Consider the following 14,519-nt stretch of genomic DNA (forward strand, 5'->3'; position numbering starts at 1 on the left):
TAGTGTTTCAAGAGCAAATAAAATGTATGATCTAAAAATATAAATACTGTAAATTATTGATTTTTATTGGATAAATATTTGTAGTATTGTCTCTTGTGATCATACATGGATTGGTCTGCACGCTTTAACATATCCTCAATTGTTTCATTCTCAAGGCTTGTAGCAAATCCCATTGATGCACTGATGATATGGTTAGAATAATATTGATTATCGATATTCAATAATTCTTGAATGGTCAAAATCGTCGACTGAACGGTAGTTTCATTTGCACCTTGCATCAGGATAACAAATTCATCACCTCCAATTCGAGAGGCTGTATAACTGGTATTGTGAATCGTTCTACTTAAGATATTACCCATTCTGCGTAAAATCTCATCACCTACATCATGACCAAATTGATCATTAATCGGTTTAAGGCCATTCATATCTAGAAAAATTGCAGAAACTGGGCGAATAAGTGCGCGTTCCAATCGATGGATTTCTTCAGTGTAGAACGAGCGATTTTTGAGTTTTGTTAAAACGTCGTGTTTACCTAAATATTCTAAATAGCTCTCAGCTTTTTTTCGCGCTGTAATGTCCGTTAGGGCAAGTTGTACAAGTCCCCAATCTTCTTCATAACCTGGAAACACAGTGAATTGAAGTAAAACATAGCGAATTGAACCATCCAAAGCATAATTGATCGCTTCACGACTATGATGAATTTTCCCATTCCATAGTTCGATCAATTGTTCCTTAAAAGTTTGATGCATTTCTTTCGAGAAAACTTTTTTTAGATTTTGAAATAAATCTGATTTCGTCGATGCCTTGAACAAATCCAATGTTGCTTGGTTGACGTCAAGTAATACAATGTCTTCAATGCATTGTTGTACGAAATCTTGATGCACATCTAAAAAAGTTCTGAAATCATCAATACCAATTGATTTAAGATGATCGAGTCTTAATTTAATGCGACTAAAGTCTTCAACCCATAATGATGTGGGTGAATAACTAAATCTTGCTTCAGCTAATCGACGATTTTTTTCTTCTAAACGCCGAGCTTGCATATAACCACTAATATCTTCTGTAGTAAGCAAAATACGGTCTAAACTTTGTTCTGAACCAGGTAAAACGACAGCTCGCAGTTTTATGTCTAAGGGTTGACCACTCAAGGTGAAATTAGTGGTTGTACTTGTAAACTCTAATTCACCCTTCCAAAGTGCAACTAATTCCGCTACATGTGCATCAAACATTTGATGTTGGAAAATGGTGCTTAAATTTTGGGTAAGATGTTTAAGGCTTTGTGCTTCAAAAAGATCGAGTGTTTTTTGATTTACTTTAACAATCTTAATTTGATGTGCGCATAAAGTCACAAGATCTGGATTTTGCTGCAGATGTAAAGCTAAATCAGTAACCCCATCACTACGCCATTGGTTAAAGATGGTTTGAATGGCACTAAAATCTTCCAACCACATTGGGATAGGAGATAAATCAAAAATTGATGAATCAAGTATCTCCATAACTATCCTTGAACTTTTCTTTTAAAACAATAAATTGTGGATAATATAGCACTAAATTATTTTGATATAAAATTCAAATTTTTTATTATTTACGTGATTTAAGACACTTTTTTAAGCTAAGCTAACGTTGAGCTAAATCCTAAGCTCAATTCGTTAGATTTTTATTTTGATAAAAATGATGCTTGTTAATATACATGCATTTATCTGCACGGCGTAACATATCTTCTAAGGTTTCGCCTTTAAGTCTTGTGGCATGTCCGAGTGAAACGCTGATAGAAAGATGAGGGTGATCTAGATTATGTTGATGTATTTGAGTTTCAAGATCATGAACAAGGATTTTAACTTGCTCAACATCGGCATGAGGCATCAATAATACAAATTCATCGCCACCTATTCTAGAAATTGAAAAATCTTTTTTGTGAGTGACAAATTGAAGAATTTCGGCAAAGTTTTTTAGATACTGATCACCGACATCATGTCCGAACTGATCATTGATAATTTTTAAACCGTTCATGTCAATGTAAATACAAGACACTGGATAGAGATCAAGTTGCTCAATCCGTTCAATTTCTTCATTAAAATAAGTTCTGTTATGTAAATCCGTTAAAATGTCATGTTGACCCAAATAATGTAAGTGATTTTCTAATTTTTTTCGCTCAGTGATATCTGTAAGGGCGACTTGTATCACCGCCCAATCATCTAAATTATGTGGAAAAATATTTAATTGTTCTAAAACGAAGATTTGTTCTCCATTCGCGTTGTAGAAACTACTTTCTCGCTGTTGATATTCTTCATGATTCCACAATTGTAGTAACTGGCTTTTAAAATTTTCCAAACGTTTAATATCAAATAAATCATGAGAATGATGTAAAAATTGAGATTTATCTTTCACAGCAAAAAGTTTGAGCGCCGCTTCATTGACATCAATGAAATTTATTTGCTCAAAGCATTCCACAACAAATTCTGGATGTTGATGAATGTGTTGGTCTAAATTCTCAATGTTTTGCAAACGGAGCAGCTCAAATCTTTTTTTAATTTGGCTAAAATCCATGATCCATAGTGCTGTTGGATTATAAGTAAATAAAGATTCGGCAAAATGACGTGCTTTTTGATATTGGGAAATATCTTCGGTGGTCATGAGTAGGCATTTCCAATTATCCTCATAACCTTTTAATTTCATACCGCGTAATTGAACATCTAAACGCTTTCCATTGGTCGTATAATTGATCACTGGAATATGATGTTCAGTATTCTTCCAAAGTGATACAAAAAATTGGATTTGGAAAGTGCTGACTTCAGGATGAAGGAACTTCTGAAAACTTTCTAAAATTTCTTCTAAGTTTTTTGCTTCATACAGTTTAAGCGTACTTTGGTTAACACGTAAGGTATGAATCGTACTCAAGCAAAGGTGGAGACGACTGTGATCCTCCATCAAATATGCTTCAATATCTTCAATACCTTCAGCAGTCCATTGTTCAAAAATTTGTTTAACACCGCTGAAGTCTTGTAGCCACATCGCAATTGGAGATAAATCAAAGATGGTCAGATCTAAATGATCCATAGATGCGAGCCTTGGTGTTTAAAATTCATTCATTTATACAATATAAGTGAATGAATCTTATAAAATCAACATCTTATTAAACTGATTTTTTTGCTCGATGCTCAGGTTTTGGCGCAGAAATTGACTTAAGCCCTTGCCAAACATCAACAAAATCTTGTTCATTCATTTGGTAGAGTTCAAGTAAAGCCAATACCACACCACCCATCATGAATGCACGATCGGACTTAGGTTCATATTGGAAGGTTTGATCTTTTAGATGATAGAGGATATCTTCGATTTCAAATATGCGTTCACGTCCATTACTGTCCACGGGGAACATCGGCGTTTCGATCAAAATATTGGCTAGTTTCTTTTCAGATTCATTTAAATTAAGTTGCTCAAATGCCGTTTCTAAAGAATCCGCGAACAGCAGTTCAGAAGAAAAAATGGCATGTAATAAAGGTTGGTTTAATTTAGGAAAGGTTCGTTCAACGAAAGGTTTAAACGAAATCGGGAAAATCACATTTTTTGATATACCTTTGAACATGGGTGCTATTTCAGCAACTTTGTAACCTGCTACACCACAACCAACGGCTGTAATAAAATACTTAATCTTGGGGTGGTTTTTTGTATAGATCTTAAAATCATTGATGTAGTGTTCAATCTGGGATAGAGGCATTTGTTGCAAATGCTCATTCATGGTGGGTATTGCATAGCTCTGTCCAGCCCAGCCGCGGCCAGCACCTTTAACCGCACCGAAATGTTGAAGTGCAATTTTTGCAGCACCACCTGCATGCGTGCCTGCTAAATTACTACCAAATACAAATACTGTATCTTCATTTAAACTGTTGATAATCGTTTCATCGTGATATTGGTAAGTCATAGTTTTTTAAATCAACATGCAATTTAAGTTCATGGTGCAATTGATTGCTGTAAGGGTCAAGTAAAATTGATTGAATTTATGGTTTTCACCCTCATCATCAGATGAGTAAATCATAAAGATTTGAGCAAGCAAGCCATGCATTACCAGTGTTATTGCATATTTTCATCATCTGTATAGCGAGAATTATCGAGTGAGTGACAGTCGTCCATTTGAATTAGTAACTAATTACGAGCCTGCAGGAGATCAACCTCAAGCAATTGAGAAACTTGTTAAAGGAGTACAACAAGGTTTTAAGGATCAATTGCTATTAGGGGTAACAGGCTCTGGTAAGACCTATACGATGGCGAATGTGATTATGCAATTACAACGTCCTACTATTGTAATGGCACACAACAAAACCCTTGCGGCCCAACTCTATGGAGAATTTAAAGCATTTTTTCCACATAATGCTGTTGAGTATTTTGTAAGTTATTACGATTACTATCAGCCAGAAGCATACGTACCGTCATCTGATACTTTTATTGAGAAGGATTCTGCTATTAATGATCACATCGATCAGATGCGGTTGTCCGCAACGCGTGCTTTGCTTGAGCGTAAGGATGCCATTATCGTTGCTTCGGTGTCCGCCATTTATGGTTTAGGTGATCCTAACGCATATATGAATATGCTCTTACATATTGTGACAGGTGATCGAGTCAGCCGTGATGAGTTGATTCGTCGATTGGTAGAAATGCAATATACGCGTAATGAACTCGAATTTTTACGAGGTACTTATCGAATTCGTGGAGAAATTCTTGATATTTTCCCCGCAGAGTCAGAACAAAATGCAGTGCGGATTGAGCTATTTGATGATGAAGTGGATTCGATCCGCTGGTTTGATCCTTTGACTGGAAAAATGATTCGTAAAGTCCCACGAATCACGATTTATCCTAAAAGTCACTATGTGACGCCTAAAGATAACTTGCAGCGTGCCATCGAAACGATTCGTGAAGAACTCAAAGAGCGCTTGGCATATTTCAGAGCTGAAGATAAATTGCTTGAAGCTCAACGTATTGAACAGCGTACTCGATATGACCTTGAGATGATGCAACAGCTTGGTTATACCAATGGTATTGAGAATTACTCGAGACATTTATCAGGTCGACCAGCTGGAGAGGCCCCGCCAACGCTTTTCGACTACCTGCCTGAGGATGCATTACTTATTATTGATGAATCGCATGTTACGGTTCCTCAAATTGGTGCGATGTATAAAGGCGATCGATCACGTAAAGAAAATCTAGTGAATTATGGTTTCCGCTTGCCAAGTGCATTGGATAATCGACCAATGAAGTTTGAAGAGTGGGAACGTATTATTCCTACTACAATTTATGTCAGTGCGACGCCTGCCAATTATGAATTAGAAAAATCAGAACAAATTGCTGAGCAGGTGGTGCGTCCAACAGGGTTGATTGACCCCGTCATTGAAATTCGACCAGTATTGACTCAGGTGGACGATGTCCTTTCGGAGATTAATCAACGTAAAGATAAAAATGAACGCGTCTTGGTCACAACGTTAACCAAACGTATGGCTGAAGATTTGACGTCATATTTAAAAGAGTACGGGATCAAAGTGGCTTATCTGCACTCTGATATCGATACTGTCGAACGTGTGAAGATCATTCATGAATTACGAACAGGTGTCTACGATGCATTGATTGGAATTAACTTACTCCGTGAAGGTTTAGACATGCCTGAGGTATCTTTAGTTGCAATTTTAGATGCCGATAAAGAAGGCTTTTTACGCTCAGAACGCTCACTTATCCAAACCATTGGTCGTGCTGCTCGAAATGTTGAAGGAAAGGCTATTTTATATGCAGATCGGATTACGGATTCAATGCAAAAAGCAATTGATGAAACGGAGCGTCGCCGTACCAAACAAATTAATTTTAACTTAGAACATGGCATCACTCCGCGTTCAGCAGTCCGCCAAGTCATCAAAGAAATTGATACTGGTGAAGTGTATGATGATGAGTCAATTGATGAGAGTGTATCGGGACAAGCACGTGCATTAAGTGCGGATGAGCGCTATATTGTTTCTGATCCGAAACTATTGGCAAAACATTTGGCTAAATTAGAGAAGGAAATGCTCAAAGCTTCGAAAGAGCTTCAGTTTGAGCAAGCAGCGCGTTTCCGTGATGAGATCGTGCGTTTAAAAGCACAGTTAATTCAGTGATTTAATTTACAGAAAACATTGTAAAATCATCACATAACGTAACATTAAGCCGAGAAATAACCGTTATTGTTGAAGAGTAAATGAATACTCACAAACAAATTCAATAAATAGGGGTTATTTAGATGATCAAGAGTCTCCCATCTGCTGGTTTCAATGTTAGCAAGATTGTATTGGGTGGTGCGTTATTGGTTGGTTTAGGGGCAGCAACGATGGTTTATGCTCAGGACAAACCACTCAATACCGTTGATAAAGTTGAACTCGATAAATACTTAGGTGTTTGGTATGAAGTAGCACGTAAACCACTTTATTTCCAAAACAAGTGTGATCGTGATGTGACTGCGACATATACATTAAATGAAAATGGTAATGTTAATGTTGATAACCGTTGTTTTACCGCTGACGGTAAAGTTACTCAGTCAGTGGGTGAGGCATTTGTACAAAATCAGCCATTTAATACAAAATTGAAAGTTAGTTTCTTGCCGAGTGCTATTCGATGGTTACCAGTTGGTCGTGGCGACTACTGGGTGCTGAAACTGGATGAGGATTATCAAACTGTACTCGTGGGTGAGCCAAAGCGTAAGTATATGTGGGTACTTTCTCGCACGCATAATCCAGATCAAGCAGTCGTGAATGAGTATCTTGATTATGCTAAATCTGTTGGTTATGACTTAAGCGATGTGATACGTACAAAGCAAACGGGTCAAGCACCTGGTTCAACAAAATAATGTTGAAAATGATGAGAACCACGCTAAGGCGTGGTTTTTTTATGCATCAACATCAATTGCTATGAATTCTAGCTATAATATCGTTTGGTAAAATTTAGGTTCAGATATGTTAAAAGGTATAGCATTGTCAGTTGTGGCATCAGTGACATTTGGGGTGCTATATTTTTATACGTATTTTCTTAGACCACTAGACAGTGAGCAAACCTTTGCTTGGCGAATGTTAGCAACATTACCTTTTTTAACGCTGTTTATGTGGTGGTCGGGTGATCTAAAATATGTTCGAGAAATTTATAATAAAATTTACAAACAACCATCTATTTTAATTTGGCTCTTGATCAGTTCGTTTTTGTGTACAACTCAACTCTGGTTATTTTTGTGGGGGCCAATCAATGGTCGGGGGCTTGAGGTTTCTTTAGGATATTTTTTGTTGCCTCTGGTGATGGTCCTCTTTGGTTGCGTTCTTTACAAAGAAAAACTCTCAAAATGGCAAATTGCAGCAGTGTTTTTTGCAATTCTTGGTGTTAGTCATGAAATCTGGCGCATTGGTACGGTGGCATGGGAAACCATGTATGTTGCTGTGGCTTATCCGATCTACTTTTTTTTAAGAAGAAAATTTGGAACAGATCATTTAGGTGGATTCTGGTGGGATTTATTGCTGGTGATTCCAGTTGCTGTTTTTCTAGCATTTTTTTATTCAAACACATTGCCCCTGATTATTGAGTTTAAATATCTCATTTTAGCTGTACTAGGTCTAGGTTGCTTAAGTGCCTTAGGGCTTGGAAGTTACATCTTGGCGAGCAGATATCTTCCATTTGTGATTTTTGGGTTATTGAGTTATTTAGAGCCAATTTTGTTGGCAGGAGCATCAATAGCAATGGGTGAACGCGTGGAAGCAGGAGAATGGTTGACTTATATTCCAATTTGGTTTGCTGTATTGCTCCTTATTTTGGAAGGTACAATTTATCTCTATCGTCAAAGAAGAACTGAAAAGTTACTTCAATATCAACATAAGAAACTACAATCGCGTCTAGCCAAAAAAGATGAGCACTAAGTTTCATATCATTACATAAGCATGAGTTGTACATAAGAGTTTTTGACTGAATGATAAGAATAATTACTTATTCTTTAAAAATATTTGTGACATAATTAACTAAAACATAAAAATGTGGTAAATTTGTTAAATCAATAATAATTCTAATTTAACAATCATGATTCAGTACCAAACAAGAGCAGCATTATTACAGATGGAGCCTAGTCTGGATTTAAACTGGCAAAGACTCTTAGAGCGTATATTTCAACATTCAGATAGTGACGTTCGCGAAGAAATTGATCGTCAAATTCTCAAACCTAAAGATATATTTTGGAATCGTGTGAATAACACATTCGAATATAAAGTCACGACGTCGCTGGGAATTTTAAAGCATAGTTTTTCTAGTGAAAGAATGCGCTCCATTGCAGCAAAGTTATGTCAATCTATCCAATGGTTGAAGGAGATGACGGATTGCGTACAAGTGGCAGACTATTTAGAAAATGCGCTGTATCAAATTGACCTAATTGCTGTTGAGGACAATTTAAAATTACAACGCGAAAAAATGTTAATGCGTCGGGTTTTTTTGCAAGATGTTGCTAAGTTAATTCGTGAATTAAATCTTGAAACACCAGTTGGAGCTCGTCAGTTAACTTCAGCTCAGATTAAGAGCTTTATGATAGAGGTATTTATTAAGCAACAATTATTGGGGTATTGGTTTAAACCCCTTCTACCTAGAAGCTCATCGATCATGGAGCATCCTTTTTTTGCACAATGGTTGCTGAAAGAACAGTCCATTCGACACTTTGATATTGTTAAAACCTCTGAATTTCTATTCGTCATCGCACCAACCAGTCAGTTTGAACAAAATCCATTTTCGATCCGTCGTTTTTTATTTGAAGATCGAATGGAATACAACCAGCAAATTTATCTCAATGGGTTGGTTTTGGATATGCGCCGTTACAATGAAGAGGGGTATATCAAACAGTTTATGGAACACGTGCAGATGATGGTTACTATTCAGCATCAAGTCCATAAAGATGTCATTCAAATTGTGCAAGAATTTGAAGATGTTGCTGAACAGAAGATATTACCGCTTTTGACACAAAATTTAGGGATGGCTGGAAGTAATAGTGATTTTGTAGCCAAACAGCATTTACGGAAGATTGAGCAAGCATTGACTGTCGAATTGCTACAACCTCTCGTGGTGGCTTTAGAACAGCATTTATCACATATTGAAGAATATGAGCATCTGTTTAAAAGTGTGCATCGCATATTTTCAGATATTCTGGCGAATTATAAAGATTTTAAACAACAGCCTTCATTATTTTTTAATTCCTCAGTCCAATTGTTTGAATACAAGTTGTTAGCCTATTTAAAACTACTTGAAAAGCGTAAAGATGAAATATTTGTACCATTGAATATGTATGAGCGTGGAGTCATGCATGAGCGCTCCAAGAAACCGTTAAATGCATTACAAGAAGATTTAAGCCAACATATTCAAGATTACCGAGAAATGCTGTCTCATACGATGCGTTTGAAACGAGATTATGCTGAAGTTCAAGGCTCATTTTTAAAAAGAATGGTGGCTGGAGAAAAGCTAGAAAAAGAACTTCAACAAACTTCATTGGCCATGGTGAAAATCAAGAAGCAGGCTTATCTAGATATTTTAAGTGTGCCTAAAAACTATCGAAAATATAGTGTATTTATTGAATTTGAAAGTTTTTCAGCTACAAGTGAGTTTGAACGACATTATGCATTCCCTTCGGGGCAAAATGGTTTAACTAAGCTTCCAGTATTGGTCAAACTCCCAGAAAACTTAGAAGATTTTAATTTAGAAGATTTAAATATGATGTTGAGTCAGGATATTTCGGCTTCACCAGTATTTAGTTGAACAGGCTGTAACTCAGTGACGAAATTGGATTTGTAGGCTTAATGATCAGTATTTGATATCTAAATGAAATCATTTACCCAAAAAATTATATTGTAATTCAATTGCTAAAATATATTTTTTACAAAGAGAAAATTGCTTTAGTAAAAAATAAAACGAGTTTTCATTTCAACTCTGAGTTAATTCCTTTACAATTATGGGGTTTTGAAATTTATGCTTAGATTTACAATTAATTAGAGGACGTATCTGTGAGCAAAGACACTATCGTTGCCCTACATGCAGAGCACCAAGGTCGCTGGAAAAACCGTGAAGAACTCGCGGAACGTATGATTGCCCTTGTTGGTCAGTTATACCGTGAAAAAAACATCGTAGCTACAGTATACGGTCGCTCTTTAATTAACCGCTCGGTTATCCAAATTCTTAAAGCTCATCGTCGTACACGTGTTTTAGACGTTGAACTTTCTGCTGTAGATACTTTCCCAATCCTCGAAGCATTGGTTAAAGTACAAAATATCGGCACAGCTGAAATCGATTTAGGCAAACTTGCTGTAGAATTTAAAGCAAAAGGTGGCGATGTAGATGCATTCGTTGCTGACGCTGTTAAATCACTACAAGGCAATGCTGCATCTGTTGAGCATAAAGATGTTGTGCTTTATGGTTTTGGTCGTATTGGTCGTATCCTTGCACGTCTTATGATTGGTCAGTCTGGTCTTGGTCGTGGTCTAAATCTTAAAGCGATTGTTGTTCGTAAATCATCTGATGGTGATTTAGAGAAACGTGCTTCTTTACTTCGTCGTGACTCTATTCATGGTCCATTTGCAGGTACGATTTCTGTAGATGAAGAGAACGAAGCAATTATTGCGAATGGTCAATTCATCAAAGTGATCTATGCATCTAATCCATCAGAAGTGGATTACACTGCATATGGTATTGAAAATGCATTGGTGATTGATAACACTGGTAAATGGCGTGACGCTGAAGGTCTTGCTCAGCACCTTAAATGCCCAGGCGCTGCACGTGTAATCTTAACTGCACCTGGTAAAGGTGATATGAAGAACGTTGTGTTTGGTGTTAACCAAGCTGACATTCTTGATGAAGATACAATCATCTCTGCTGCAAGCTGTACTACAAACGCGATTACACCGACGTTGAAAGTACTTCATGACAAATATACAGTGATTAATGGTCACGTTGAAACAGTTCACTCATTCACGAACGACCAAAACTTGATCGATAACTACCATAAAGCTGACCGTCGTGGCCGTGCTGCAACGTTGAACATGGTGATCACTGAAACGGGTGCTGCTAAAGCAGTTGCTAAAGCACTTCCAGCGCTTAAAGGCAAATTAACTGGTAACTCTGTACGTGTTCCAACACCTAACGTGTCTTTAGCAATCCTTAATCTGACTTTAGATAAAGAAGTTGATCGTGATGAAGTGAACGAATATATTCGTCAAATTTCTATCAACTCTAATCTACAAGGTCAAATTGGTTATACAAACTCTACTGAAGTTGTATCATCTGACTTTATCGGTTCACGCACTGCAGGTGTTTTTGATGCGCAAGCAACAATTACGTCTGGTAACCGTTTAACAGCATATGTATGGTACGACAACGAAGTAGGTTATAGCTGCCAAGTTCTGCGTATCGCTGAACAAATGGGCGGCGTAAGCTATCCAAAAGTTCCTGCTGAAACAAATGCATAATTTGTAAGGCATAAAAAGAGCCTCTTTCGAGGCTCTTTTTTATTTGCCTAAATTTACGTAATAAAGACTTTAGAGCAATATGGTTTCTTCAAAATAAGTGGTTTAATATTGAAAAATTGTGTATTTGTTCACATAAAATATGGATTGTGAGCAGGTGATTAAAAAAATAAGTGTTAAAGGATTATATTTTTGCGCATCAAATATCTTGTCATTGGCTTCGTGCTGATTGCTTTGGCTGCCGCGAGTGGTATAGCAATTGCCTTATGGGTTTTTCAACATTTTAAAATTTACATTCCACTTGAAGATCAAGCCGTGAATATTGATCTTCAGGAGCCATTGCAAGCGAAAGTTCAAATCCATGATGCTTTGGATGTGAATGTGACAGGTCGTGTGAAAACGACCATTCCTATACGTGAAAATCTTTCTATTCCTGTACAACAAACATTGAATCCTATTGTTCATTTCGACAATCAAGTACCAATTAAAACGGTTATTCCAGTCCGTGAAAATTTGATTGTGGATCAAAATTTAGCAGTAGATACTAAAGTTAAGGTTCGCATTTTGGGCAAAGATATTACACTGCCATTGAAAGGGACGATTCCAATTAAACTTGATGTACCTGTTGAAATGGATGTTCCCTTAGATCAAATGGTTCACTTGAAATTTCAAGCACCTGTTCAAGCGGATTTAAAAGAGAATCTACGCATCCCATTAAATAAGGATTTAGATGTGGATATACCAGTACAAGGTCATTTGAATGCACCAATTAAAACTGCGTTAGAGGCTTCAGTCAACGTACAAAATACTTTGCCAATTAAAATACAAAAAGGTGAGTTGGTTATCCCACTCAATACCTTAACATTACAAAAAAATCAAAAAGTGGAAGCAGCATCACCCATTAAAGTTCAGAAGGATGATCAATCTGCTGAATCGGTGAAAGCCCAGTGAGCTCGAGAAGCATGAGTGCTAAAAAAATCGTGGGATATGGTTCGCTCTTGTTTATTATCGTGGCAAGCATTGTCGCCGTAGGTTTTTGGCTATATCTCAATATTCAAGCATCCATTCAAGTCACTGCGAAGAATGCAAGTGTACAATTATCAGAATCATTGCCGACAAAAATTGATGTTGGGAATTATCTTGAGGTACAAGCGATTGGCGCGCTAAATACACAAATTAAAGTGCAGGAAAATATTGATTTAGATTTGCAGGGTAAATACAAAACCAATCTCAAGTTTAAAGTCGAAGTCCCTGTTTCTGTGAGTGTGGATTATCAAACGAAAGTAAAAATCGATCAAACGATTCCAATTAGTGCAACAACAGATTTGGTTTATAAAACACGATTTTTACCTAAATTTCCGTTAAATTTAGATTTGCCTATTCAGCTTGAAGTTCCATTTCATTTGAAGCGTACTTATCAGGTTCCGATTACGATTGATTTTGATGGTCTTGTCTATTTAGATTTGCATGAGCAGCTTGATGTGGATATTGATCATGTTTTCAAACCTGTATTGCATTTAAATGATCCAATTTTGATGAAGGATGTATCTAGTTTTAGAGCAACAATGTACAACTTGGAGCGTGAGACAAAAGCAAATTTAGATATGAACTTGGATTTACCTCTGCGCAATATTAAAAAGTAAAAACTCCCCTTTAAGGGGAGTCTATTCTCTAAGCATTCAGGGCTTGCTGAATGCTTTCACGAATCGATGTGGTTTTTCGACCAATTAAATGTTCAAGATCTTTGCTTACACTGTACATCGCACCATGGGCGGTGTGAAGATCTGCATCTACAATGACGTCAATGAGACCTAGTGGTAAACCAGCTTGAATTAATCCTTGACGATAATCTTCTGGAGATAAGTTTTGATATTTCACAGGCTGTTGTGAAAACTGAGAAAGTAGGGTTGCAAAATTATTTAAGCTAAAGCTTTCGCTACCAGCAAGCTCGTAAATTTTGTTCAAATGTTGAGCTGATTCATCATTTAATATTTGAGCTGCAGCAGTGGCATAATCCAAACGAGAAGCTGAACTAATTAAACCATCTTGAGCAGCTCCGTATACGATGCCTGTTTCGATTTGATGGGTGAGGGCAGATAAATAGTTTTCGCTATACCAATTATTTCTTAAAAAGGTGTAGGTAATAGAACTTTCTCGTATTAGTTTTTCTGTTTCTCGATGTTCATTGGCTAAGCCAAGCGGAGAGTGATCTGCATTCAGTAAGCTGGTATAGATCAAGTGAGGAACTCTAGCTTGAATCGCAGCATCAATAACAGCCTTGTGTTGTGGAGTGCGACGACCAATTTCATTGGCAGAAATGAGCAGGAGTTTATCAACATCCTGAAGGGAATTTGCGAGATCATCTGGCTGATCATAATCAAATTTGCGTACTTGAATATCTTCAGAAAATAAAATTTTAGCTTTTTCTGGGTTGCGAACCAAAGCAATAATTTCATGCTTGCTATGAAGTTTTTTAAGTTCTTGAACAACTAAACGACCTAATTCACCAGTTGCACCTGTAATCGCAATTTTCATTTTAATTTCCTCTCATTGTGGCTAAAAAATAAACTTGATGAAGGCATATTAATCTGTTAACTTACTTAATGAAAGTACGTACCTAAAAGTAAGTTATTAACTGTTAAGAGAAAAATGATGAATACATATGCGCATAGTGATTTATTAGGTCAAGTTTTATCCAGTGAATGTCCTTCTCGTGAAATTTTGGAGCATCTCACCAGTAAATGGTCAGTTCTCGTCCTAAGTTGCTTGAGTGATGGTGTGCATCGTTTTAGTGAGCTAAAACAAAGAATTGAGGGGGTGAGCGAAAAAATGTTGGCTCAGACACTAAAAACCTTAGAAAAAGATGGTTTTATTTTGCGCACTGTCTATCCAGTAGTTCCTCCAAAGGTGGAGTATCAACTCACTGTATTGGGTTCAAATGCAGCGATGAAATTAAATGAGTTGATCCATTGGATTGAGCGAAATTTACCCGAGATTTTGGAAAGTAAGGCAATTATTACGCGATAGTTATATTTCATCATT

12 protein-coding genes are annotated in these 14,519 nt (G+C 36.8%); 8 read left to right on the forward strand and 4 right to left on the reverse strand.

Annotated features, from left to right (window positions below; all coding sequences use genetic code 11):
* Positions 1 to 53: 53 nt before the first annotated feature.
* From AC1M9M_RS07065 to AC1M9M_RS07075, 3 genes are all read right to left on the reverse strand, one after another.
* Positions 54 to 1,496, reverse strand: coding sequence for a sensor domain-containing diguanylate cyclase (locus AC1M9M_RS07065; protein WP_481589035.1), 1,443 nt, complete (start codon positions 1,494 to 1,496; stop codon positions 54 to 56).
* 145 nt (positions 1,497 to 1,641) lie between these two features.
* On the reverse strand, positions 1,642 to 3,057 hold the full coding sequence (locus AC1M9M_RS07070) for a sensor domain-containing diguanylate cyclase (protein WP_092767051.1): 1,416 nt from the start codon (positions 3,055 to 3,057) through the stop codon (positions 1,642 to 1,644).
* 76 nt (positions 3,058 to 3,133) lie between these two features.
* Positions 3,134 to 3,919 (reverse strand): A1S_2505 family phage non-structural protein, encoded by a 786-nt coding sequence (locus AC1M9M_RS07075; protein WP_481595977.1) that lies wholly within the window; start codon positions 3,917 to 3,919, stop codon positions 3,134 to 3,136.
* 190 nt (positions 3,920 to 4,109) lie between these two features.
* On the opposite strand from AC1M9M_RS07075, the gene uvrB reads away from it, so the two are divergent.
* The 7 genes from uvrB (at position 4,110) to AC1M9M_RS07110 (ending at position 13,120) form a co-directional block, all read left to right on the forward strand.
* The gene (gene uvrB, locus AC1M9M_RS07080; RefSeq protein WP_481595978.1) at positions 4,110 to 6,131 is read left to right on the forward strand and encodes an excinuclease ABC subunit UvrB; all 2,022 of its coding nucleotides are present in this window, start codon (positions 4,110 to 4,112) and stop codon (positions 6,129 to 6,131) included.
* Positions 6,132 to 6,253: 122 nt separating this feature from the next.
* Entirely contained in the window at positions 6,254 to 6,856 is a 603-nt protein-coding gene (locus AC1M9M_RS07085; protein WP_481595979.1) for a lipocalin family protein, read from the forward strand.
* 106 nt (positions 6,857 to 6,962) lie between these two features.
* Positions 6,963 to 7,907: an EamA family transporter RarD gene (gene rarD, locus AC1M9M_RS07090; RefSeq protein ID WP_481595980.1), complete on the forward strand. Its 945-nt coding sequence runs from the start codon at positions 6,963 to 6,965 to the stop codon at positions 7,905 to 7,907.
* Positions 7,908 to 8,064: 157 nt separating this feature from the next.
* The gene (locus AC1M9M_RS07095; RefSeq protein WP_481595981.1) at positions 8,065 to 9,777 is read left to right on the forward strand and encodes a hypothetical protein; all 1,713 of its coding nucleotides are present in this window, start codon (positions 8,065 to 8,067) and stop codon (positions 9,775 to 9,777) included.
* A gap of 245 nt (positions 9,778 to 10,022) precedes the next feature.
* Entirely contained in the window at positions 10,023 to 11,480 is a 1,458-nt protein-coding gene (locus tag AC1M9M_RS07100) for a glyceraldehyde-3-phosphate dehydrogenase (RefSeq protein WP_180028420.1), read from the forward strand.
* A 189-nt stretch (positions 11,481 to 11,669) separates the two neighbouring features.
* Positions 11,670 to 12,428, forward strand: coding sequence for an MFS transporter (locus AC1M9M_RS07105; protein ID WP_481595982.1), 759 nt, complete (start codon positions 11,670 to 11,672; stop codon positions 12,426 to 12,428).
* A gap of 11 nt (positions 12,429 to 12,439) precedes the next feature.
* Complete coding sequence (locus tag AC1M9M_RS07110) at positions 12,440 to 13,120, forward strand: hypothetical protein (protein WP_481595983.1); 681 nt, start codon at positions 12,440 to 12,442, stop codon at positions 13,118 to 13,120.
* Positions 13,121 to 13,148: 28 nt separating this feature from the next.
* Here AC1M9M_RS07110 and AC1M9M_RS07115 read toward each other — a convergent pair whose 3' ends face one another.
* Positions 13,149 to 14,012 (reverse strand): SDR family oxidoreductase, encoded by an 864-nt coding sequence (locus tag AC1M9M_RS07115; RefSeq protein WP_481595984.1) that lies wholly within the window; start codon positions 14,010 to 14,012, stop codon positions 13,149 to 13,151.
* Between the two features lie 117 nt (positions 14,013 to 14,129).
* Here AC1M9M_RS07115 and AC1M9M_RS07120 point away from each other — a divergent pair, with 117 nt between their 5' ends.
* Entirely contained in the window at positions 14,130 to 14,504 is a 375-nt protein-coding gene (locus AC1M9M_RS07120; protein ID WP_092767041.1) for a winged helix-turn-helix transcriptional regulator, read from the forward strand.
* Positions 14,505 to 14,519 lie beyond the last annotated feature (15 nt).

The organism is Acinetobacter sp. ANC_7503 (genome assembly GCF_056780035.1).